This is a genomic window from Streptomyces sp. NPDC002742, from assembly GCF_042888885.1.
Classification (GTDB): domain Bacteria; phylum Actinomycetota; class Actinomycetes; order Streptomycetales; family Streptomycetaceae; genus Streptomyces.
In genome coordinates, this window is record NZ_JBIAQF010000041.1 from 1 (window position 1) to 19,488 (window position 19,488).

General features: G+C 70.7%; 20 protein-coding genes and 2 pseudogenes. 8 read left to right on the forward strand and 14 right to left on the reverse strand.

What is annotated here, in order from left to right; genetic code table 11:
* Positions 1–133 (forward strand): annotated as a pseudogene (locus tag ACFYW8_RS40975) (IS5/IS1182 family transposase); the annotation flags it as partial.
* A 219-nt stretch (positions 134–352) separates the two neighbouring features.
* Here ACFYW8_RS40975 and ACFYW8_RS40980 read toward each other — a convergent pair.
* The 3 genes and pseudogenes from ACFYW8_RS40980 to ACFYW8_RS40990 form a co-directional block, all read right to left on the reverse strand.
* Positions 353–833 (reverse strand): annotated as a pseudogene (locus ACFYW8_RS40980) (helix-turn-helix domain-containing protein); the annotation flags it as partial.
* 418 nt (positions 834–1,251) lie between these two features.
* Positions 1,252–1,449: a hypothetical protein gene (locus ACFYW8_RS40985; protein ID WP_365874021.1), complete on the reverse strand. Its 198-nt coding sequence runs from the start codon at positions 1,447–1,449 to the stop codon at positions 1,252–1,254.
* Positions 1,450–1,618: 169 nt separating this feature from the next.
* Positions 1,619–2,575 (reverse strand): ROK family protein, encoded by a 957-nt coding sequence (locus ACFYW8_RS40990; RefSeq protein WP_389091541.1) that lies wholly within the window; start codon positions 2,573–2,575, stop codon positions 1,619–1,621.
* A gap of 256 nt (positions 2,576–2,831) precedes the next feature.
* Between ACFYW8_RS40990 and ACFYW8_RS40995 the strand changes: the two genes are divergently transcribed.
* The gene (locus ACFYW8_RS40995; RefSeq protein ID WP_365874023.1) at positions 2,832–3,896 is read left to right on the forward strand and encodes a LacI family DNA-binding transcriptional regulator; all 1,065 of its coding nucleotides are present in this window, start codon (positions 2,832–2,834) and stop codon (positions 3,894–3,896) included.
* 49 nt (positions 3,897–3,945) lie between these two features.
* On the opposite strand, the gene ACFYW8_RS41000 is transcribed toward ACFYW8_RS40995, so the two are convergent.
* The gene (locus ACFYW8_RS41000; RefSeq protein WP_389091356.1) at positions 3,946–5,250 is read right to left on the reverse strand and encodes a DUF6986 family protein; all 1,305 of its coding nucleotides are present in this window, start codon (positions 5,248–5,250) and stop codon (positions 3,946–3,948) included.
* 218 nt (positions 5,251–5,468) lie between these two features.
* Here ACFYW8_RS41000 and ACFYW8_RS41005 point away from each other — a divergent pair, with 218 nt between their 5' ends.
* Positions 5,469–6,383, forward strand: coding sequence for an endonuclease/exonuclease/phosphatase family protein (locus ACFYW8_RS41005; RefSeq protein ID WP_389091360.1), 915 nt, complete (start codon positions 5,469–5,471; stop codon positions 6,381–6,383).
* A gap of 56 nt (positions 6,384–6,439) precedes the next feature.
* On the opposite strand, the gene ACFYW8_RS41010 is transcribed toward ACFYW8_RS41005, so the two are convergent.
* The 4 genes from ACFYW8_RS41010 to ACFYW8_RS41025 form a co-directional block, all read right to left on the reverse strand.
* The gene (locus ACFYW8_RS41010) at positions 6,440–7,402 is read right to left on the reverse strand and encodes an electron transfer flavoprotein subunit alpha/FixB family protein (protein WP_365874029.1); all 963 of its coding nucleotides are present in this window, start codon (positions 7,400–7,402) and stop codon (positions 6,440–6,442) included.
* Positions 7,403–7,499: 97 nt separating this feature from the next.
* Positions 7,500–8,285, reverse strand: a complete 786-nt coding sequence (locus ACFYW8_RS41015; protein WP_365874031.1) for an electron transfer flavoprotein subunit beta/FixA family protein — start codon at positions 8,283–8,285, stop codon at positions 7,500–7,502.
* A 230-nt stretch (positions 8,286–8,515) separates the two neighbouring features.
* Entirely contained in the window at positions 8,516–8,977 is a 462-nt protein-coding gene (locus ACFYW8_RS41020; protein ID WP_365874139.1) for a flavin reductase family protein, read from the reverse strand.
* Positions 8,978–9,267: 290 nt separating this feature from the next.
* Positions 9,268–9,681: a TlpA family protein disulfide reductase gene (locus ACFYW8_RS41025; protein WP_389091369.1), complete on the reverse strand. Its 414-nt coding sequence runs from the start codon at positions 9,679–9,681 to the stop codon at positions 9,268–9,270.
* A gap of 75 nt (positions 9,682–9,756) precedes the next feature.
* Here ACFYW8_RS41025 and ACFYW8_RS41030 point away from each other — a divergent pair, with 75 nt between their 5' ends.
* Together ACFYW8_RS41030 and ACFYW8_RS41035 are read left to right on the forward strand one after the other, a co-directional pair.
* Positions 9,757–10,173 (forward strand): DUF4395 domain-containing protein, encoded by a 417-nt coding sequence (locus ACFYW8_RS41030; protein ID WP_389091373.1) that lies wholly within the window; start codon positions 9,757–9,759, stop codon positions 10,171–10,173.
* A gap of 186 nt (positions 10,174–10,359) precedes the next feature.
* Entirely contained in the window at positions 10,360–11,088 is a 729-nt protein-coding gene (locus ACFYW8_RS41035; protein WP_389091378.1) for a lysophospholipid acyltransferase family protein, read from the forward strand.
* Positions 11,089–11,114: 26 nt separating this feature from the next.
* On the opposite strand, the gene ACFYW8_RS41040 is transcribed toward ACFYW8_RS41035, so the two are convergent.
* The 5 genes from ACFYW8_RS41040 to ACFYW8_RS41060 form a co-directional block, all read right to left on the reverse strand.
* Positions 11,115–11,807 carry a B3/4 domain-containing protein gene (locus tag ACFYW8_RS41040; RefSeq protein ID WP_389091381.1) on the reverse strand — a complete coding sequence of 231 codons (693 nt, stop codon included), beginning with the start codon at positions 11,805–11,807 and terminating at the stop codon, positions 11,115–11,117.
* 13 nt (positions 11,808–11,820) lie between these two features.
* Positions 11,821–12,393 (reverse strand): transglutaminase domain-containing protein, encoded by a 573-nt coding sequence (locus ACFYW8_RS41045; protein ID WP_365874039.1) that lies wholly within the window; start codon positions 12,391–12,393, stop codon positions 11,821–11,823.
* 133 nt (positions 12,394–12,526) lie between these two features.
* Positions 12,527–13,600: a threonine aldolase family protein gene (locus ACFYW8_RS41050; RefSeq protein ID WP_389091387.1), complete on the reverse strand. Its 1,074-nt coding sequence runs from the start codon at positions 13,598–13,600 to the stop codon at positions 12,527–12,529.
* On the reverse strand, positions 13,597–14,352 hold the full coding sequence (locus ACFYW8_RS41055; RefSeq protein ID WP_389091390.1) for an SDR family NAD(P)-dependent oxidoreductase: 756 nt from the start codon (positions 14,350–14,352) through the stop codon (positions 13,597–13,599). The genes ACFYW8_RS41050 and ACFYW8_RS41055 overlap by 4 nt, the downstream gene beginning before the upstream one ends.
* 41 nt (positions 14,353–14,393) lie before the next feature.
* Complete coding sequence (locus ACFYW8_RS41060; RefSeq protein ID WP_389091394.1) at positions 14,394–15,791, reverse strand: DUF6421 family protein; 1,398 nt, start codon at positions 15,789–15,791, stop codon at positions 14,394–14,396.
* Between the two features lie 689 nt (positions 15,792–16,480).
* On the opposite strand from ACFYW8_RS41060, the gene ACFYW8_RS41065 reads away from it, so the two are divergent.
* The gene (locus ACFYW8_RS41065; RefSeq protein WP_389091398.1) at positions 16,481–17,164 is read left to right on the forward strand and encodes a glycerophosphodiester phosphodiesterase; all 684 of its coding nucleotides are present in this window, start codon (positions 16,481–16,483) and stop codon (positions 17,162–17,164) included.
* A 295-nt stretch (positions 17,165–17,459) separates the two neighbouring features.
* On the opposite strand, the gene ACFYW8_RS41070 is transcribed toward ACFYW8_RS41065, so the two are convergent.
* Positions 17,460–18,002, reverse strand: coding sequence for a GNAT family N-acetyltransferase (locus ACFYW8_RS41070; RefSeq protein ID WP_389091402.1), 543 nt, complete (start codon positions 18,000–18,002; stop codon positions 17,460–17,462).
* Between the two features lie 70 nt (positions 18,003–18,072).
* Between ACFYW8_RS41070 and ACFYW8_RS41075 the strand changes: the two genes are divergently transcribed.
* Both ACFYW8_RS41075 and ACFYW8_RS41080 read left to right on the forward strand, forming a co-directional pair.
* Positions 18,073–18,459: a VOC family protein gene (locus ACFYW8_RS41075; RefSeq protein ID WP_365874051.1), complete on the forward strand. Its 387-nt coding sequence runs from the start codon at positions 18,073–18,075 to the stop codon at positions 18,457–18,459.
* A 247-nt stretch (positions 18,460–18,706) separates the two neighbouring features.
* Positions 18,707–19,471: a VOC family protein gene (locus ACFYW8_RS41080; RefSeq protein WP_389091408.1), complete on the forward strand. Its 765-nt coding sequence runs from the start codon at positions 18,707–18,709 to the stop codon at positions 19,469–19,471.
* The last annotated feature ends 17 nt before the right edge of the window (positions 19,472–19,488 follow it).

Sequence of the window (19,488 nt, forward strand, 5' to 3'; positions counted from 1 at the left end):
GACGATGTCCTGGCTGACCGGCTACCGCCGGCTCAACCACCGCTATGAGCGCAACCCCCGCAACTACCTGGCCTTTCTCGGCCTTGCCGCAGCCACCTGCTGCTACAAGCGACTCCTCAAACTCACCACATAGGACACCGTCTAAGTCGTGGGTCGCCACGGGAGGCGTCTTCGGTTTCAGATTGCAGTGTTCGGCTGCGGCAGGTCGCGCTTTCACGCTGTGCTGTGGGCATGGGCGATACCCGGCTGGAACCTGTCGTGCTGTCGGAGGCCGAGCGGCTGACGCTTCAGAACTGGGCCAGGCGCCGCTCGACCGCGCAGGGGGCGTATCCAGTGCCGGTCCTGTTGCGGCGCCCTGGGCCCGGCCCACAACTTTGTGGCCGCCGCCGTCGGGGATGCGGCCGAGTTTCTTGACGTCGATGTGGACCAGCTTGCCGGGTCGGCTGCGGTAGCGGCGGACCGGCTCGCCGGTGGCCCGGTCGCAGGCAGCCAGGGCGGGCAGGTGGTGCCAGACGAGGATGCGGTGGGCCGCGGACGCGGCGACGCCGCACCGAGCCGCCAGCTTCACCGGGCCGATCCGGTGCTCGCGTCGCAGCCGCACGATCTGCTGCTTGACGCGGCAGACGCCCGGCACGGACTGGTGTGAGGGCGGCTGGAGCGTTCCTGCATGCCGCCTCGCCGTGCCGTCGGTACCGATTCGCCCAGCGGGCGGCGGCGGTGTGGCTGACCTGGAAACGTTCTGCGGCCCGCCACAACGGCCGGCCGCCCTCGACGACGCAGCGTGCCAGACGCAACCTGCCGGTCGGCGTCAGTGGGGCATTGCGGTGGGACACGAGGGCCTCCTGCGGTCGGGCGTGGATGTCGCAGTCCACACCGATCGCAGAAGGCCCTCACCTGTTCAAGCACCCAGCACGCGTGTCACCAACGTTCCGGGACAGCACAGCTGGCGCCGGGGCTCGCTCCTTGCCCATGGGAGACGAATGGGAGAACGATCTTGCCCACCAGGGCCAAGCGAAGCTAACTAAAGCTAACTCAGGCTAGATAGCTGCAAGGCGTTCCAGCAGGAAAGCAGCTGACCAGCGACTTTCCAGGTTGAACCGTTGATCCAGACGATCACGATTCCCCCTCTTCTGTTGGCCCCCTGAGGCTTGCCCGCTCCACCCTGCCACGGAAACCAGGCGCTGATGAGGGCGCCCGCGACGCGACGCCGGTGCCCCCGCGGTGGGGACACCGGGGCCGCGCGGCGGTCCTTCAGCCCTTCCGGCCGCCGAGGGCGTCCTCGTCGACCGCCAGGTTGTCGCCGCCGATCGCGTGATCGACCGTGCTCAGCGTGTCGTTGGAGTTCAGATCGCTCAAGGTGTCCCCGCCCAGGGCATGGGACGGGGTGATCGCCGCGACGACGAACCCGGTGGCGAGGGAGGCGATGGCGAGCATGCTGCGCTTCTTCATGCCCGGTTCAACTACGAAGGCCGGAGGGAGTCACGGGTGGATCAGACGCCTTCATCCGGCCTGGTGCCTGGTGTACCCGAGACTCCGGGCACGCCAGGCACCCGGCGTCACGGGTGCGACCGGCCACCGGGTGCGGGTGCGACACCGGCCGCAAGCATGCGCCACCGGCTCAGACGCGGGCCGCAGGCGTGTGGGCCGCCCTCCGGGTGAGTGCCGCCGCGGCCGCGCCGACCAGGCCGGCGTCCGTGCCCATCAGCGCGGGCGTCACGGTCAGCCGCTGGACGAAGGACAGCGTCGCGTAGTCGGCCAGGGCGCGGCGCAGCGGTGCGAAGAGCACGTCACCCGCCTTTCCCACTCCCCCGCCGATCACGGCGATGTCGATCTCGACCAGGGTCGCGGTCGCCGCGATGCCCGCCGCGAGAGCCTGCGCGGCCCGCTCGAAGGAGGCCACGGCCACCGGGTCACCCGCGCGGGCCGCCTCGGCGACAGCCGCGGCCGAGGTGTCACCGTCGGGACCGGGCCGCCAGCCGCCCTCCAGGGCGCGGCGGGCGATGTTCGGGCCGCTGGCGATGCGCTCGACGCAGCCCCGGGAGCCGCAGGGGCAGGGATCGCCGTCCAGGTCGACACTGATGTGTCCGATGTGGCCCGCGTTGCCGGTGGGACCGGCGTGCAGCTGTCCGCCGAGGACGAGGCCGCCGCCCACACCGGTGGACACCACCATGCAGAGCGCGTTGTCGTGGCCCCGGGCCGCGCCCTGCCAGTGCTCGGCCGCCGTGATGGCGACGCCGTCGCCGATCAGCTCGACGGGCAGTCCGCCCGCGGCCTCGGCGGCCCGCTCGACGAGGGGGTAGCCGCGCCAGCCGGGCACGTTCACCGGGCTCACCGTGCCGGCGGAGGCGTCCACCGGGCCCGCGCTGCCGATGCCGAGGGCTCCGGCCCTGCTCCACAGAGGGGAGACGGCCAGCTCGCCGATGACGTCCTCGACGGCGCGCATCACGGTGTCGCCGTCCTCCTGCGCGGGCGTCGCGCGCTGCGCGCGCAGGAGAATCCGGCCGTGGCCGTCCACCAGCGCTCCGGCGATCTTGGTGCCGCCGATGTCGAGCGCGGCCACGAGGTCGGTGTGCATCAGAGTCAGATCTCCCATGGGGTGTCGTGACGGGCCCACCGCGCCGCGGGTCCGGGGTCCCCGGCCGGGAACGGGGCAGGATCGGGCCCTGTCGTACGCCGGCCGCGGAGGGCGCGGCGGACCACGGGGACCGTGCGCCCTGGGGAAGGCGCAGGCCGGAGATTTCGGTGGACAGTGTCTCCCGCATCTGACAACGTTGTCCAGGCTCTATGCTCGTCGCCACATCCTCATACAACCCCATGGACCTACGCATCCCGTGGACGACAGGACAGGACAGCACATCGTGGCCGAGACCGCCCGCCGATCCGAGAACCGCTACGGAAACCGTCCGACCATGAAGGACGTGGCGGCGCGTGCGGGAGTCGGCCTGAAGACGGTCTCCCGCGTGGTCAACGCCGAGCCCGGGGTCACCCCGGACACCGAGCGACGCGTCCAGGAGGCCATCGAAGCGCTGGGGTTCCGCCGCAACGACAGCGCCCGGGTGCTGCGCAAGGGCCGCACCGCGAGCATCGGGCTGGTCCTGGAGGACCTCGCGGACCCGTTCTACGGGCCGCTGAGCCGCGCCGTCGAGGAGGTGGCCCGCGCGCACGGAGCCCTGTTGATCAACGGTTCCAGCGCGGAGGACCCGGACCGCGAACAGGAACTGGTCCTCGCGCTGTGCGCGCGCCGCGTGGACGGGCTCGTCGTGATCCCGGCCGGTGACGACCACCGCTATCTGGAGCCGGAGATGAAGGCGGGCGTCGCCACGGTGTTCGTGGACCGCCCGGCGGGGAAGATCGACGCCGACGTCGTCCTGTCGGACAGCTTCGGCGGCGCCCGGGACGGTGTCGCCCATCTCATCGCCCACGGCCACCGCCGGATCGGCTTCATCGGCGACATGCCGCGCATCCACACCGCCGCCGAGCGCCTGCGCGGTTACCGGGCCGCCATGGAGAACGCCGGGATACCGGTGGAGGACGCCTGGATGTCGCTGGGGGTGACCGACCCGCAGCGGGTGCGCAGGGCGGCCGAGGACATGCTCGCCGGCCCATCGCCCGTCACCGCGGTCTTCGCGGGCAACAACCGGGTCACCGTGACCGTCGTCCGTGTCATCGCCGAGCGCGGCCGCCCGGTCGCCCTCGTCGGTTTCGACGACATCGAGCTCGCCGACCTCCTGGAGCCCGGCGTCACGGTCGTCGCCCAGGACGCCGCCGCCCTCGGCCGCACCGCCGCGGAGCGCCTCTTCCGCCAGCTCGACGGCAACCTCATCGCTCCGGAGCGCGTCGAACTCCCGACCCGGCTGATCACCCGCGGCTCGGGGGAACTGCCGCCGGCGCGCTGAGCCGTCGCCGCACCGGCCCCACCCGCGCACCCGACGCGGGCGGCCGCCGCTACTGACCCGAAACCGTCAGATCCCCCCGCCGCGGCGCCGCGAAGGCCTCCAGTTCCGTTCGGGTCAGGCCCGTCGCGCGGGCGACCTCCGGGATGTCCAGGGCACCGCAGTCCAGGCCGCGCAGCAGGTAGCCACTGAGGGCCTTGGCGGTGGCGGGTTCGTCCATCACGTCACCCGACGCGTGGCCGGCATAACGGGAGAGGCGGGCCGCGGCCTGTTCGAAGCCCTCGCGGTAGAAGGCGAAGACGGCCGCGTAGCGGGTCGGGAGGTGGCCGGGGTGCATGTCCCAGCCCTGGTAGTAGGCGCGGGCCAGGGCGCGGCGGGTGAGCCCGTAGTGCAGACGCCAGGCGTCGTGGACCTTCCCGGTGGGGCCGACCGGCAGCACGTTGGTGGAGCCGTCCGAGAGGCGCACGCCGGTGCCCGCGGCGGCGACCTGCATGATCGCCTTGGCGTGGTCTGCGGCCGGGTGGTCGCTCGACTGGTGGGCCGCCGAGACGCCCAGGCAGGCGCTGTAGTCGAAGGTTCCGTAGTGCAGTCCGGTGGCCCGGCCCTCGGCGGCCTGGATCATGCGGGCGACGGTGGCGGTGCCGTCCGCGGCGAGGACGGACTGGCTGGTCTCGATCTGGATCTCGAAGCCGATCCGGCCGGGTTCCAGGCCGCGCGCCTTCTCGAACTCCTCCAGGAGCCGGACCATCGCGGTGACCTGTTCCGCGTACGTCACCTTGGGCAGGGTCAGGACGAGTCCGTCGGGCAGGCCGCCCTCCTCCATCAGGCCCGTCAGGAAGATGTCGAGGGTACGGATGCCCCGGTCGCGTACCGGTGCCTCCATGCACTTCATGCGGATGCCCATGTACGGCGCGGCGGTGCCGTTCCTGTACGCCTCGGCGATCAGCCGGGCCGCGCGGGCCGCCGTCGCGTCCTCCTCGGCGTCCGGGCGCGGGCCGTAGCCGTCCTCGAAGTCGACGCGCAGGTCCTCGACGGGTTCGCGCTCCAGCTTGGCCCGTACGCGGTCGTACACGGGCCCCGCGAGTTCGTCGGACAGGCCGAGGACCGCGCCGAAGGACCGGGCGTCCGGAGCGTGTTCGTCGAGGGCCGCGAGGGCGCGGTCGCCCCAGGTGCGGACGGTGTCGGCGGCGAACGTGTCCGCGGGAACGTACACGGTGTGGACGGGCTGCCGGGTGCCGGGGTCGCCGGGGTAGCGGCGCTCCAGCTCGGCGTCGACGGGGGCGAGCGAGGCGCTGATCGCTTCGGTGACGGCGCCCGCGAGGCTCGTCGCCACCCTCTCCTGCTGACCCTGACCCATTCCACACCCTCCCATTTTCCGCAGTACGGAATCAACAATCCGTAGAACGAAGTTATCCGGCGGGCTTCCCGCCGGTCAACACTCTCTTGGACCGCGGGACATCCCGCCGCCCCACCGCGTTCACTCCCACCTCGGTCGCCTCGGGCATTCTTTCCCGGTTCCTTCCTCGCCTCCGGTGATGCGCGCCCCCATCCTGACCCGCGACCGAAGGAGCACGCGTGCCCGACTCCAGCGGAGTGACCCGCCGCACGGGGCTCAGAACCGCGGTGGCCGCCGCGATCGCCATGCCTCTGCTCACCAGGGCGCAGGCCTCCGTGGCCTCCGCCACCCGGCGCACCCACCCCCGCCCGCGCCCCCGCCTCGACGTCATGACCTACAACCTGCGTTACGCGAGCACCGTCGAACCCAACAGCTGGGCGGTGCGCCGTCCGGTGATGCGCGAGCTGCTGCGCGGCGCGTCACCCCACGTCATCGGCACCCAGGAAGGCCTGTTCCGGCAGTTGCTCGACATCGAGTCCGACCTCGCGCCGCACTACGCGTGGATCGGCAGCGGCCGGGAGGGCGTCAGCGGCGACGAGTCCGTGGCGGTCTTCTACGACACCCGGCGCCTGGCCCCGGTCGGACACGACACGTTCCAGCTCTCCGACACCCCTCGGGTGACCGGCTCGAACACCTGGGGCGCCGCGCTCCCCAGGATCGCCACCTGGGTGCGTTTTCGCGATCTGGCGGACGGCGGGCGGGAGTTCCACATCCTCAACACCCATCTGGACCACGCTAGCCAGTACGCGAGGACGCGAGCCGCCTCGCTCATAGCCGAGCGGATCGCGGAGTTCGACCCGTCCCTGCCGCGCCTGTTGACCGGCGACTTCAACGCGGCGGCGCACCGGAACGAGGTCTACGACATCCTGCTGGGCGCGGAACTCGCCGACACCTGGGACACGGCCGCAGCGCGGAGCAGGCTCTACGCGACCTTCCACGGATACGCGCCGCTGACACCGGACGGCGACCGCATCGACTGGATCCTCGCCAGTCCCGGCGTCAAGGTGCACCGGGCGTCGATCGACACCTTCTCGCGGTACGGCCGGTTCCCGAGCGACCATCTGCCCGTACGGGCCTCCCTGACCCTGGGATGAGCGAAGGCCCCCGTGACCGGTGTCCGGTCGCGGGGGCCTCGTACGGTGCTGCGGGATCAGCCCTTGCGGGCCTTGATCTCCTCGGTGAGCTGCGGGACGACCTCGAAGAGGTCGCCGACCACGCCGTAGTCGACCAGGTCGAAGATCGGCGCCTCGGCGTCCTTGTTGATCGCCACGATCGTCTTCGACGTCTGCATGCCGGCGCGGTGCTGGATGGCGCCGGAGATGCCGGAGGCGATGTAGAGCTGCGGCGAGACGGACTTGCCGGTCTGGCCGACCTGGTTGGTGTGCGGGTACCAGCCGGCGTCGACCGCGGCACGCGAGGCGCCCACGGCGGCACCGAGCGAGTCGGCGAGGTTCTCGATGACCGAGAAGTTCTCGGCGCCGTTGACGCCACGGCCGCCGGAGACGACGATCGCGGCCTCGGTCAGCTCGGGGCGGCCGGTCGAGGCGCGCGGGGTGCGGGCGGTGACCTTGGTGCCGGTGGCCTTCTCCGAGAAGATGACCGCGAGTGCCTCGACCGTGCCGGCGGCCGGGGCGGCCTCCACGGCGGCCGAGTTCGGCTTGACCGTGATGACCGGGACGCCCTTGGCGACACGGGACTTGGTGGTGAAGGAGGCGGCGAACGCGGACTGCGTGGCCACCGGACCCTGGTCGCCGGCCTCCAGGTCGGTGGCGTCGGTGATGATGCCCGAGCCGATGCGGACCGCGAGGCGGGCCGCGATCTCCTTGCCCTCGGCGGAGGACGGGACGAGCACGGCGGCCGGGGAGACGGCCTCGTACGCGGCCTGGAGCGCGTCCACCTTCGGCACGACGAGGTAGTCGGCGTACTCGGCGGCGTCGTGCGTGAGGACCTTCACCGCGCCGTGCTCGGCGAGCGCGGCGGCGGTGTTCTCGGCACCGGGGCCGAGGGCGAGGGCGACGGGCTCGCCAAGGCGGCGGGCCAGCGTCAGCAGTTCGAGGGTGGGCTTGCGGACGGCACCGTCCACGTGGTCGACGTAGACGAGAACTTCAGCCATGGGAATACTCCTGCGGATTACGAAGTCTGAGGGCGGTGAGCGGGGTGGGCCGTGGCCGCTGCAACGGTCCGGGAGCGAACTGCCGGACCGTCGGCGACTAGATGAACTTCTGGCCCGCGAGGAACTCGGCGAGCTGCTTGCCGCCCTCGCCCTCGTCCTTGACGATCGTCCCGGCGGTGCGCGCCGGACGCGCGCTGGCGGAGTCGACCTTGGTCCAGGCGCCCTCGAGACCGACCTCGTCCGTCTCGATCTCCAGGTCTTCCAGGTCCCAGGCCTGAACCGGCTTCTTCTTGGCGGCCATGATGCCCTTGAAGGACGGGTAACGCGCCTCGCCCGACTGGTCGGTGACCGACACGACCGCGGGCAGGGAGGCCTCCAGCTGCTCGGAGGCGGTGTCGCCGTCGCGGCGGCCCTTGACCACACCGTCCTCGACCGAGACCTCGGAGAGCAGGGTGACCTGCGGGACACCGAGGCGCTCGGCCAGCAGCGCCGGGACGATGCCGGCGGTGCCGTCGGTGGACGCCATACCGGAGATGACCAGGTCGAAGCCGGCCTTCTCGATCGCCTTGGCCAGCACCAGCGAGGTACCGATGGCGTCGGTGCCGTGCAGATCGTCGTCCTCGACGTGGATGGCCTTGTCGGCGCCCATGGACAGTGCCTTGCGCAGCGCGTCCTTGGCGTCCTCGGGGCCGACGGTCAGCACGGTGATCTCGGCGTCGTCCGCCGCGTCGGCGATCTGCAGCGCCTGCTCGACGGCGTACTCGTCGAGTTCGGACAGCAGACCGTCCACGTCGTCACGGTCGACGGTCAGGTCATCGGCGAAGTGCCGGTCGCCAGTGGCGTCGGGCACGTACTTCACAGTGACAACGATCCTCAAGCTCACGCCGGCTCTCCTACTGCATCGTCATTTCTGGGCTGCCTTCTTTCAGGCAGCATAGGCGCCTGAAGCGGCCGATCCCGGTCGGGGCGGCCCGCGCTCCGAACGAAATATTACTCACCAGTACACCCATTGGGCGCCCACTAAGCAAGCGCTTTGGAATGTGACCTTCGCAACGCTGTGTAACCGGCGAGTAGAACCGACGAGTAGCCCTGTGAGCTGCCCGGCCGGCGGGATCAGTCGCGCAGTCCGTTGAACCGGCCCTGGTGGTAGAGGAGCGGGCCGCCCTCGCCCGAGTGATCGCCCAGCACGACCTCCGCCAGGACGATGCGGTGGTCCCCCGCCGGTACCCGCGCCACGACGCGGCACACCAGCCAGGCGAGGACGTCGTCGAGCACGGGAACTTCCTCGGGCCCCTTACGCCAACGGGTGGGCGCGCCGAACCGGTCGGCGCCGCTGCGGGCGAAGGTGGCGGCCAGCTCCCGCTGGTGTTCCCCGAGCACATGGACGCCGACATGGTCGGCCTCGGATATCGCGGGCCAGCTGGACGCGCCGGTGCCGACGCCGAACGAGACGACCGGGGGCTCGGCCGAGACCGAGGTGAGCGACGTGGCGGTGAAACCGACGGGACCGCGGGCGCCCGACGCGGTGATCACGGCGACACCGGCCGCGTGCCGCCGGAACACCGAGCGCAGCAGATCCGGGGAGGCGGGCCGCGGGCCGCCGAGGCCGGGCGTGGCCGCCGAGGAGCCACCCTTCCGCGAGAGCCGACCCGAGGTTCCCGCCCCCTGGGCGGAACCGAGAGCGGGAGACGGCCCTTGGCGGCTCAACGGCCCGGACCGCGCGCGCCCGCGGTGCGGGCCGGGCCCATGTCGACGAGCTCGGGGAGAAGGATTTCCGGTGACATAAGGTCAGGCTGACGAGAGGCGACTGCCGCAGTCAAGGGCGTACGGCCATGTGCGAGATGCCTCACCATGATCGCCACGGGTCAGACCGCCTCCCCGAGCGCCGCGATGACATCCGCCCTGCGCGGCTGTCCCGTCGCCCGCCGCACGATCCGGCCGTCGGCGTCGAGGACGAGCACGGTGGGCGTCTTGAGGATGCCGAGATCGCGTACGAGGTCGAGGTGGTCCTCGGCGTCGATCTCCACGTGGGACACGCCGGGGACCATGCCGGCCACCTCGCCGAGCACCCGCCGGGTCGCCCGGCAGGGGGCGCAGAAGGCGCTGGAGAACTGCACCAGCGTGGCCCGTTCACCGAGCCCCTCCCCCAACTCCGCCGCTCCGAGCCGCTTTCCGTCGTCGCGCCCGCGCACCCGCACCCTCCCGCTCCGCCACCGGTGCAGCACCCCGTAGACACTCGCCACCGCGAGCACCACCACGCACACCACAAGTCCGTTCATCTCCTGCACCAGCGTTCATGAGACCGCAAAGATTCCCGGGGCCGTCCGGCGTCCCGCATGCGGAATGCTTGGTTCATGGACATCGATACGAGGGGACCGCGGTTCGGTGCGGCCGTGACGACCGTCGTGCTGGCGGTGACGCTGATCACCGGAAGCGTCTGGCTGCTGGCGTGGCAGACACTGGCCTTCGCCCTGGGCGCGGCGGGCGGCGTGACGCGCTCGCCCTACGGCTGGATCTTCAGGAAGGCCGTGCGGGCGCGACTCGGGCCGCCGACGGAGTTCGAGGCGCCGGAGCCCCCGCGGTTCGCGCAGGCGGTCGGCCTCGCCTTCGCGGTGGTGGGTCTGATCGGCTGGACCGCGGGCCCGCAGTGGCTGGGGTCGGCGGCGACCGGGTGCGCGCTCGCGGCGGCGTTTCTCAATGCCGCGTTCGGGTACTGCCTCGGGTGTGAGATGTACCTGGTTGTGCGCCGCGTGTCGGTACGCGCTAAGTAAAGGCGGGTTAAAACTCCGAGGTGGATCAAGTGGGCGACGTGACGAGGATCTCGCCGTTCCAAGGCACCGGGGCTGGCCTCCCGTCCGTTCTTCGGGCACGATCTGCGCAATGCCGTAAACCTACGGCTGCGTAACTTTCCCGCCGGGAGACCCCTTCCCAGGCAGAGAGAAGGGTCCACCCCGTCCATGGCAGAGCTTGTCTACCGTCCCGTCGTCGGCCTCGCCCAAACGCTCTTCAAGGCGTGGGACCTCAAGATCGACTGCAAGGGGTCGGAGAACATTCCGCGCTCGGGCGGCGCCGTGCTGGTCAGCAACCACATCAGTTACCTGGACTTCATCTTCGACGGCCTGGCCACTCTGCCGCAGAAGCGCCTGGTGCGTTTCATGGCGAAGGAGTCGGTCTTCCGGCACAAGATCTCCGGTCCGCTGATGCGGGGCATGAAGCACATCCCCGTGGACCGTCAGCAGGGCGAGACCGCCTACCAGCACGCACTGGACTCGCTGCGTTCAGGTGAGATCGTCGGCGTCTTCCCCGAAGCGACCATCTCTCAGTCCTTCACGCTGAAGAGCTTCAAGTCGGGTGCCGCGCGCATGGCCCAGGAGGCCGGCGTCCCGCTCATCCCCATGGCCTTGTGGGGCACACAGCGACTGTGGACCAAGGGTCACCCGCGCAACTTCAAGCGCAGCCACACCCCGATCACCATCCGGGTCGGCGAGCCGATGGAGGCCCCGCAGGACCAGTACGCGGGCGCCATCACCCGGCGGCTGCGCGAGCGGGTCCAGGAGCTGCTCGAAGCGGCACAGCGCGCCTATCCCGTACGCCCCAAGGGGCCGGACGACACCTGGTGGATGCCCGCCCACCTGGGCGGCACAGCGCCGACCCCCGAAGAGGTACGCGCGGCCGAGAAGCGCTGAACCGTCCTGCCCCGCGCGCCGAGCCGTCATTCCGGGGCGTGGACGGTGATCCGCGCCCCGGGGCTGAACTTCTGGAGCAGTTCGGCGAGTTCGGCGCCCGCGGCCTCGATGTCGGCGACCGGCATCGGGGCCAGGCTCTCCAACAGGAAGACCGCCGAGGCGGATTGCTCGGTGAGCCTGGTGCGCGGTCCCTGGCGCCAGTTCCAGCGGCGGCAGGTGACACCGGTGTCGTCGCGCCACACCACCTCGCCCGCGTCGGGGTGTTCGACCGTCTCCGCACCGCCCGCGACGGTCACGAAGTCCTCGTCGCCGGTGGCGCGCACGAGGCGCATCGCACCCCGGATGTGGTCGGTGTCCTCGCCGCCGACGGGGATCAGATGGGCCACGCTGATCGCGTTGTAGACGTCCACGAGGACGTTGATCCGCGGGAGGCCCGCGTCCGAGAGCGCGCGTTTGGCCAGCGCCTCGGCGGAGTTGCGGGTCCGCGAGGGCTTTGAGCCGAACGCCGTATAGGTCGCCCGCCAGGCCGCCATGTGCGGGTCCTCGTGCGGGGCCCGCCCCGCGAGCCGTTCGGCGAGCCGCCGCGCCGCGCCGTCCAGGAGCGCCGAAGTCCCCTCCGTACTCGGTCCGTTGACCAGCCCGTCCGCCTCGACGGCGACATGGGTGAATCCGGGCGCGAGCGCGCGCACCTCGTCGGACACGGTGAGCGTGAGAGTCATCGTCTGCCTCGCCTCAGAGTGCGGTGGGGAGCGTCCGCGACAGGGACAGCCGGTCCGGGGCGGCCTTCAGGACGCCGACCACGACCGGGTGAGGTTCAGCGTACAACTCCGGATAGTCCATCTCATTGCACTCCGGGTCGGGCGTGAAGGCCAGCCGCTCGCCGTCGAGGGAGAACCGGGCGTCCACACCGGGCTTGTTGCCACGCGGGTCCTGCCGGTGCCAGGCGCCGTCGAGACGTACGGCGACGAGTCCGTGCACCTCCTCGAACTTCTGGTAGCAGAACGCGGTCGGGATGTCCTCGGCGCGCAGCAGGGCGGCCAGCGCGTGGGCCTTGGCGTAACAGATGCCGGTACGTTGCTCCAGCACGTCGGAGGCGCGCCAGGTGACCCGCGGATCACCGGAGTCGTACGAGTGCGGGATGGTGTCCCGCACGAACTCGAACGCCAGACGCGCATAGTCATACGAGTCGGCGGCCCCGGCGGCGAGCCGCCCGGCCGTCTCGCGGACGAGCGGATGATGATGGTCGACCACCTCGTCGGCGGCCAGATAGGCAAACAGGTCGCTGGTTTTCTGGATCAGCTCCATGGCCAGAGAGCATAGGAATGCGGCCACCCAAGAGTCAATGACTTTTCAGGTGACCGCATATCTATGCATCACGTGTCGCTGTCTGATGCGTGAGACACGGCCATGCCGACCCGGAGATGCCCGGAGCACCCGGCTACTGCTGGGCCATCTCCTCCTTGAGCGCGGCCACGAAGCCGTCGACGTCGTCCTCGGTCGTGTCGAAGGAGCACATCCAGCGGACGTCGCCTGCGGTCTCGTCCCAGAAGTAGAAGCGGTAGCGCTTCTGCAGCCGCTCGCTCACGTCGTGCGGGAGTCGGGCGAAGACGGCGTTGGCCTGGACGGGGTAGAGGATCTCCACTCCGTGCACGGCGCGGACGCCCTCGGCCAGTCGCTGCGCCATCTCGTTGGCGTGCCGGGCGTTGCGCAGCCACAGGTCCTTGGCGAGCAGCGCCTCCAACTGCACGGAGACGAAGCGCATCTTGGAGGCGAGCTGCATCGACAGCTTGCGCAGATGCTTCATGTGGCTGACGGCGTCCGGGTTCAGGACGACGACCGCCTCGCCGAACAGCGCGCCGTTCTTCGTGCCGCCCAGCGAAAGGATGTCGACGCCGACCGCGTTGGTGAACGTCCGCATCGGGACGTCCAGTGAGGCTGCCGCGTTGGATATCCGGGACCCGTCCAGGTGCACCTTCATGCCGTGCGCGTGGGCGTGGTCGCAGATCGCGCGGATCTCGCCGGGCGTGTAGAGCGTGCCCAGTTCGGTGCTCTGGGTGATCGAGACGACCTGCGGCATCGCACGGTGCTCGTCGTCCCAGCCGTACGCCTGCCGGTCGATGAGATCGGGCGTGAGCTTGCCGTCGGGCGTGGGCACCGTGAGCAGCTTGAGGCCGCCCATGCGCTCGGGGGCGCCACCCTCGTCGACGTTGATGTGCGCGCTCTCCGCGCAGATCACCGCGCCCCAGCGGTCGGTGACCGCCTGGAGCGCGACCACGTTCGCGCCGGTGCCGTTGAAGACCGGGAAGGCCTCCGCCCGGGCACCGAAATGACTGCGGATGATCCCCTGGAGGTTCTCCGTGTAGTCGTCCTCGCCGTACGCGACCTGGTGCCCGCCGTTGGCCAGGGCCAGCGCGGCGAGCACCTCGGGGTGGGCCCCCGCGTAGTTGTCACTGGCGAAACCGCGGACGGCCGGGTCGTGATGACGCCGGGCGTCGGTCTTCGGAGGGTTCACGGCTTCTCGGTCAGCCACAGACGTTTCCCGTTCACTTCACCGGCGGGCCGGTCCCAGACGCCGACGATGGATTCGGCGAGTTCCTTGACGTCCGTGAAGCCCGCGAACTTCGCGTTCGGCCGCTCGGCGCGCATCGCGTCGTGCACCAACGCCTTCACCACCAGGATCGCAGCAGCTGACGTCGGGCCGTCCGCGCCCTCTGCGATCCCGGCCTTGCGGAAGTAGTCCGCCATGGCCAGGGTCCACGCCTCGGCGGCGGCCTTGGCCGCGGAGTAGGCGGCGTTCCCCGCGGTGGGGTTGCTCGCGCCGGCGGCGCTGATCAGGACGTACCGGCCGCGGTCGCTGGCCTGCAGCGCCTCGTGGAAGGCGAGCGTGGTGTGCTGCACGGTGCGGATGAGCAGCAGTTCGAGCAGGTCCCAGTCGTCGAGAACCGTCTTGGTGAAGGTCTCGCTGCCGCGCCAGCCGCCGACGAGGTGGACGAGGCCGTCCACCTGGCCGAAGTCCTTCTGGATGCGCGCGGACCAGTCCCGGGTCGACTGCAGGTCGAGCAGGTCGACGGTGTCGCCGACGACGGTGGAGCCGCCGTGCGCGTAGCGGGCCGCGTCCACGGCCTCCGCCAGCCGCTCCGGGTCGTTGTCCGCGCCGATGACGGTCGCGCCCGCCTCGGCGAGCCTGAGCAGTGCCGCCCGGCCGGCGGGTCCACCCGCACCCGCCACCGCGATCACCGCACCGCTGAGAGCCCCGTTCCCCATGGTCTTCGCCTCCTGAGCAATGTTCTCGCTACCGCGGTCGGTCACGCGGCGACCCGCTCGGAGCCGGCCGCTGTGATGCCCTTGGTGGAGGCGATCACGTTCTTCAGCTTTTTGGAGAGCGCCTCATAGAACATGCTCAGGGGAAACTCGTCCGGAAGCACGTCGTCGACCAGTTTGCGGGGCGGCTGGGACAGGTCGAGGGCGTCCGGACCCTTGGCCCAGCGGGAGCCCGGGTGGGGGGCGAGGTAGGTGGAGACCAGTTCGTACGCCTTGAACCAGTGGACGAGCTTGGGGCGGTCGATGCCGGCCCGGTAGAGCTCCTCGATCTCCGCGCACAGCTGGTTGGTGACCTGCGGGGCACGCTGCCAGTCGATGTGCAGCTTGTTGTCGGTCCAGCGGACGACGTCGTGCTTGTGCAGGTAGGCGAAGAGGAGCTGGCCGCCGAGACCGTCGTAGTTGCGGACGCGGTCGCCGGAGAGGGGGAAGCGGAACATCCGGTCGAAGAGCACGGCGTACTGCACGTCCCGGCCGTGCGCGTTGCCCTCGGACTCCAGCTTCACGGCCTCCTTGAAGGCGGTGAGGTCGCAGCGCAGCTCTTCCAGGCCGTACATCCAGAACGGCTGGCGCTGCTTGATCATGAACGGGTCGAACGGCAGGTCGCCGTGGCTGTGGGTACGGTCGTGGACCATGTCCCAGAGCACGAAGGCCTTCTCGCAGCGCTCCTGGTCGTGGATCATGGCGGCGATGTCCTCGGGCAGTTCGAGACCCAGGGTGTCCACGGCGGCCTCGGTGACGGCGCGGAAGCGCGCGGCCTCGCGGTCGCAGAAGATGCCGCCCCAGGAGAAGCGCTCGGGAGCCTCGCGCACCGCGATCGTCTCCGGGAAGAGGACGGCCGAGTTGGTGTCGTAGCCCGCGGTGAAGTCCTCGAACGTGATGCCGCAGAACAGCGGGTTGTCGTACCGGGTGCGCTCCAGTTCGGACAGCCATTCGGGCCACACCATGCGCAGCACGACCGCCTCGAAGTTGCGGTCCAGATTGCCGTTCTGCGTGTACATCGGGAAGACGACCAGGTGCTGGAGGCCGTCCTCGCGGTTCGCGGCGGGCTGGAAGGCCAGCAGCGCGTCGAGGAAGTCGGGCACCTGGAAGCCGCCGTCGGCCCAGCGGCGCAGATCCTTCACGAGCGCCTCGTGGTACGCGGCGTCGTGGGGCACCAGCGGGGAGAGCCGCTCGATCGCGTCTATCGCCCGGCGGACGGCCAGGTCGACGTCGGAGGCGTCGGGAGCGCCCTCCGCGTCGAAGTCGATGGAGCCGTCCTTGGACTGCCAGGGGCGGATCTCCTCCACGGCATCCTTGAGCACGGGCCATGCCGGGTGCTCCACCACCCTGGCCACGGGAGGAACCCGCTCCTCCGTACCCACCTGCACAAGAACTTCCGTCATGTCCCACCCTCCACAGGAGAACCTCGCGTATGAACACCGTATGTTTTCGAGGTTCCTTTCCGCAAGCGGGAACTCGGGAGATTATCCTGCACACCCCCCGCCTTAACCGTTCTTTTTCCTGCCGGACACCGTGTAGGCAATGACATCCGCCACAGCTTTCTGGGCGGCGAGGGCATCCGCGAGCCGCCGCCGTGGAAGCGGACCACCGTGGGGTGCGGGGTAACAGCGGTGCCAGGTACGGGAGTCGGGGTCGGGGTCGGGGTCGGGGTCGGGGTCGACAGACGGACGCGTAGGGATTGTCCGGCGTTCCCTCGGACAGCCCGGGATCGCCGGGTCCTCGACCGAGCCGACACCGGCGGTCCGAGCGCCGTGCAGCGCGCGGCGGCCAGAACGCGGCGGGCCGCGGCCTCGTCGGTCACGGTGCCCCCGACGTCAGGAACGTGGGCCTTGACGGCGTCGCCGACCGATCTCCCGTCGGCCCCGCCGGTGCGGAGCGCGGACGGACGACGCACCTCGCACCACGCACGCGCGACACTCCCACGACCCCACGTGAGCCCGACACTCCCATTGCACCGCGTAGGAACGGGTACATAGCACGGCCAGGCCATTAGGCTGCGGCCTTGCCGCGTGGACGCCCCCGTCGGAACCACGCGCGAGCCGAGCCGCCGTCGACGGAAGCGAGTCGAATCTTGAACTTCCTCACCATCGGTCACCGCGGAGTGATGGGCGTCGAGCCCGAGAACACCCTCCGCTCCTTCGTCGCCGCCCAGAACGCGGGCCTCGACCTGATCGAACTCGATCTGCATCTGAGCAAGGACGGCGCTCTCGTCGTCATGCACGACGCCGAAGTGGACCGTACGACCGACGGCTCGGGGCCGATCGCCGAGAAGACACTCGGGGAGCTGCGCACGCTGGACGCGGGGCGCGGTGAGCGCGTCCCCGTCTTCGAGGAGGTCCTGGAAGCGGTCGGCACTCCGTTGCAGGCCGAGATCAAGGATGTCGCGGCGGCCAGGTCGCTGGCCGAGGTGATGCATCGGCACGACCTGATCGGGCGGGTCGAGGTGTCGTCGTTCCACGACGAGGCGATCGCCGAGATCGCCCGGCTGGTGCCGGGTGTCCGTACCGCGCTGATCGCCAGCCGCTACGGCACCGATGTCGTGGACCGCGCCGTCGAGGTCGGCGCCGCGACCGTCTGCCTCAACATCCGCCGACTGAGCCTGGAGGTCGTCGAACGGGCCCGCAAGGCCGACCTCCGGATCATCGGCTGGGTGGTGAACACCCAGGATCAGCTCCGGCTGGTACGCGCTCTGGAGCTGGACGGCGCCACGACCGACTACCCCGAGATCAAGCGCACGGGCCGCTTCACGGCATAGCCGGAACGCAGCGGGCAGCGACACCGACGGGCCGCTCGGCCGACACCGGTCCGAGCGGCCCGGCCGACGCCCGAGACCGATGTCCGAGACCGACGTCCGTGGTCCACCGGAAGAGCGTCAGCACTCCCTGCACCGGACGGCCGAGCAGGTCGGTCGTCCGCACTCACCTGCACCGGACGGCCGAGCAGGTCGGCAGTTGCCGGGCCCGCCCCGTCGACGCGGCCGGCCGCGGCGTGGCGCGGTCCTCGGCCGTCGTCGATGCCGCGCGCGGGACCGGGCGGCCTGGACGAGCGGCCTAGACGACGGGCTTGACCAGCAGTTCGAAGCGCAGGTCGTCGCGCTGCGGGATGCCGAAGCGTTCGTCGCCGTACGGGAAGGGCGTCATCCGTCCCGTACGGCTGTAGCCGCGTCGCTCGTACCAGGCGATGAGGTCCTCGCGTACGGAGATCACGGTCATATGCATCTCCTTGACGCCCCACACCTCGCGGACCGTGCGCTCCGCCTCGGCAATGATCACCTTGCCGAGCCCGCCGCCCTGGAGCGCCGGGCTGACCGCGAACATGCCGAAGTAGGCGTGGTCCCCGCGGTGCTCCAGCTGGCAGCAGGCGACGATCGTGCCGTCCCGCTCCACGGTCAGGAGCCGGCTGTCGGGCGCCTCGATGACGGCGTTCACCGCCTCGGCGTCGGTCCGCTGTCCTGCGAGGATGTCCGCCTCCGTGGTCCAGCCGGTCCGGCTGGAGTCGCCTCGGTACGCCGATTCGATCAGCGCGACGAGGGCGTCCACATCGCTGTCGGTGGCGTCGCGGAAGGTCAGTCCGGTGGCGGGGGCGGTCTCCATGGGAGAGTTTCTCCGATCAGTGGCGCGGCTGGGCACGCCCGAGCGTAACCCTCCCCTAGGCTCCGGGTGCATGGTGCATGTACTGAGCAGCCGGACCCTCCTGCGCCCGACCGACCCTGAGCGCTCCCGCGCCTTCTACGGTGAGCGGCTCGGTCTGGCCGTCTACCGCGAGTTCGGTACGGGGCCCGAGCGCGGGACCGTCTACTTCCTCGGCGGCGGTTTCCTGGAGGTCGCCGGGCGGTCGGAGACCCCGCCCTCCCCCGCGCTGAAGCTGTGGCTCCAGGTCGCGGACGCGGCGGCGGCCCACCAGGAGCTCACGGCCGCCGGCGTCGAGGTGGTGCGTGGACCGGTGCGGGAGCCGTGGGGGCTGATCGAGATGTGGATCACGGACCCCGACGGTACCGAAATCGTGATCGTCGAGATCCCGGCCGATCATCCTCTGCGTTACCGGCCTTGACGTCCTGGCAGGTCGAGCGTGGGGGCGGGCGTGGGTCGGTCGCCGGTCGAGGGACGCAAGAGGGGTGCATACGGTATCCGGCGCGGCCATCGGGTGGCCGCGGGCCGTGGGGCGCAGACGGTAGGGCGGGATCGGGCGGGCACAGGCGATCGGGCGGGCCCGCGCGGCGCCGAGACGCCGCGTCCGGATGGCCGGTGCTCCGCGGCAGGCTTAGCGTGCTGGGGGGGCTCGCTGCGGAAGGAACCTCATGAAGCTCGACAGGCCGGTGACCGGCGGACCCTGCTGGACGGAGCTGGGCACCGACGATCTGGAGGGCGCCAAGGGCTTCTACGCCGATCTGTTCGGCTGGCGCCCGGAGACGGACCCGCGTCAGGAGGCGGGCGGCTACACGGTCGCGCATCTCGGGGACGCGGCCGTCGCGGGAATCGCCCCGATCTACCAGGAGTCGCAGCCCGTCGCCTGGAACGTGTCGTTCGCCGTCATCGACGTGGACGCGACCGCGGCAGCCGTGCAGGCGGCCGGCGGTACTCTCGCCCTCGCCCCGATGGACGTGCTCGACATGGGCCGTTTCGCGGTCGCCTTCGACCCGGGCGGCGCCGCCTTCCAGATGTGGCAGGCGCGGGCCTTCAACGGTGCGGGCCTGTTCAACGCGCCGGGCGCGCTCGGTTGGGTGGAACTCCTGACCAGGGCCCCCGACAGGGTGACCGAGTTCTATACGACCGTGTTCGGCTGGACCGTGACGGCTTCGAAGTACTACCCGCAGTGGGGCATCGACGGCGCCGACTTCGGCGGCATGGTCACGATGGACGAGAACTTCGCGCACGAGGTTCCCTCGCACTGGCTGCCCTATTTCGCCGTCGAGGACGTGGACGCCACGGCGAACGCGGTCCTCATCGCGGACGGCCACCTTCTGATGGAACCCGTCTCGCAGCCCAACGGCCGACGCCTGGCGGTCGCGCGGGACCGCCAGGGCGCGGCCTTCGGGATCTACTCGGAGGGTGAGAAGACCTGATCCGCCAGGACCGCCGC

Excerpts from the sequence above, each read along its gene's own strand:
- ACFYW8_RS40985 (WP_365874021.1), bottom strand. The coding sequence starts at position 1,449 with ATGAAGAAGCGCAGCATGCTCGCCATCGCCTCCCTCGCCACCGGGTTC.
- ACFYW8_RS41080 (WP_389091408.1), top strand. The coding sequence starts at position 18,707 with ATGAAGCTCGACAGGCCGGTGACCGGCGGACCCTGCTGGACGGAGCTG.
- ACFYW8_RS41010 (WP_365874029.1), bottom strand. The coding sequence starts at position 7,402 with ATGGCTGAAGTTCTCGTCTACGTCGACCACGTGGACGGTGCCGTCCGC.
- ACFYW8_RS41055 (WP_389091390.1), bottom strand. The coding sequence starts at position 14,352 with ATGGGGAACGGGGCTCTCAGCGGTGCGGTGATCGCGGTGGCGGGTGCG.
- ACFYW8_RS40990 (WP_389091541.1), bottom strand. The coding sequence starts at position 2,575 with ATGCACACCGACCTCGTGGCCGCGCTCGACATCGGCGGCACCAAGATC.
- ACFYW8_RS41025 (WP_389091369.1), bottom strand. The coding sequence starts at position 9,681 with ATGAACGGACTTGTGGTGTGCGTGGTGGTGCTCGCGGTGGCGAGTGTC.
- ACFYW8_RS41035 (WP_389091378.1), top strand. The coding sequence starts at position 10,360 with ATGGCAGAGCTTGTCTACCGTCCCGTCGTCGGCCTCGCCCAAACGCTC.
- ACFYW8_RS41000 (WP_389091356.1), bottom strand. The coding sequence starts at position 5,250 with ATGGGTCAGGGTCAGCAGGAGAGGGTGGCGACGAGCCTCGCGGGCGCC.
- ACFYW8_RS41045 (WP_365874039.1), bottom strand. The coding sequence starts at position 12,393 with ATGGAGCTGATCCAGAAAACCAGCGACCTGTTTGCCTATCTGGCCGCC.
- ACFYW8_RS41075 (WP_365874051.1), top strand. The coding sequence starts at position 18,073 with ATGGTGCATGTACTGAGCAGCCGGACCCTCCTGCGCCCGACCGACCCT.
- ACFYW8_RS41040 (WP_389091381.1), bottom strand. The coding sequence starts at position 11,807 with ATGACTCTCACGCTCACCGTGTCCGACGAGGTGCGCGCGCTCGCGCCC.
- ACFYW8_RS41060 (WP_389091394.1), bottom strand. The coding sequence starts at position 15,791 with ATGACGGAAGTTCTTGTGCAGGTGGGTACGGAGGAGCGGGTTCCTCCC.
- ACFYW8_RS41030 (WP_389091373.1), top strand. The coding sequence starts at position 9,757 with ATGGACATCGATACGAGGGGACCGCGGTTCGGTGCGGCCGTGACGACC.
- ACFYW8_RS41070 (WP_389091402.1), bottom strand. The coding sequence starts at position 18,002 with ATGGAGACCGCCCCCGCCACCGGACTGACCTTCCGCGACGCCACCGAC.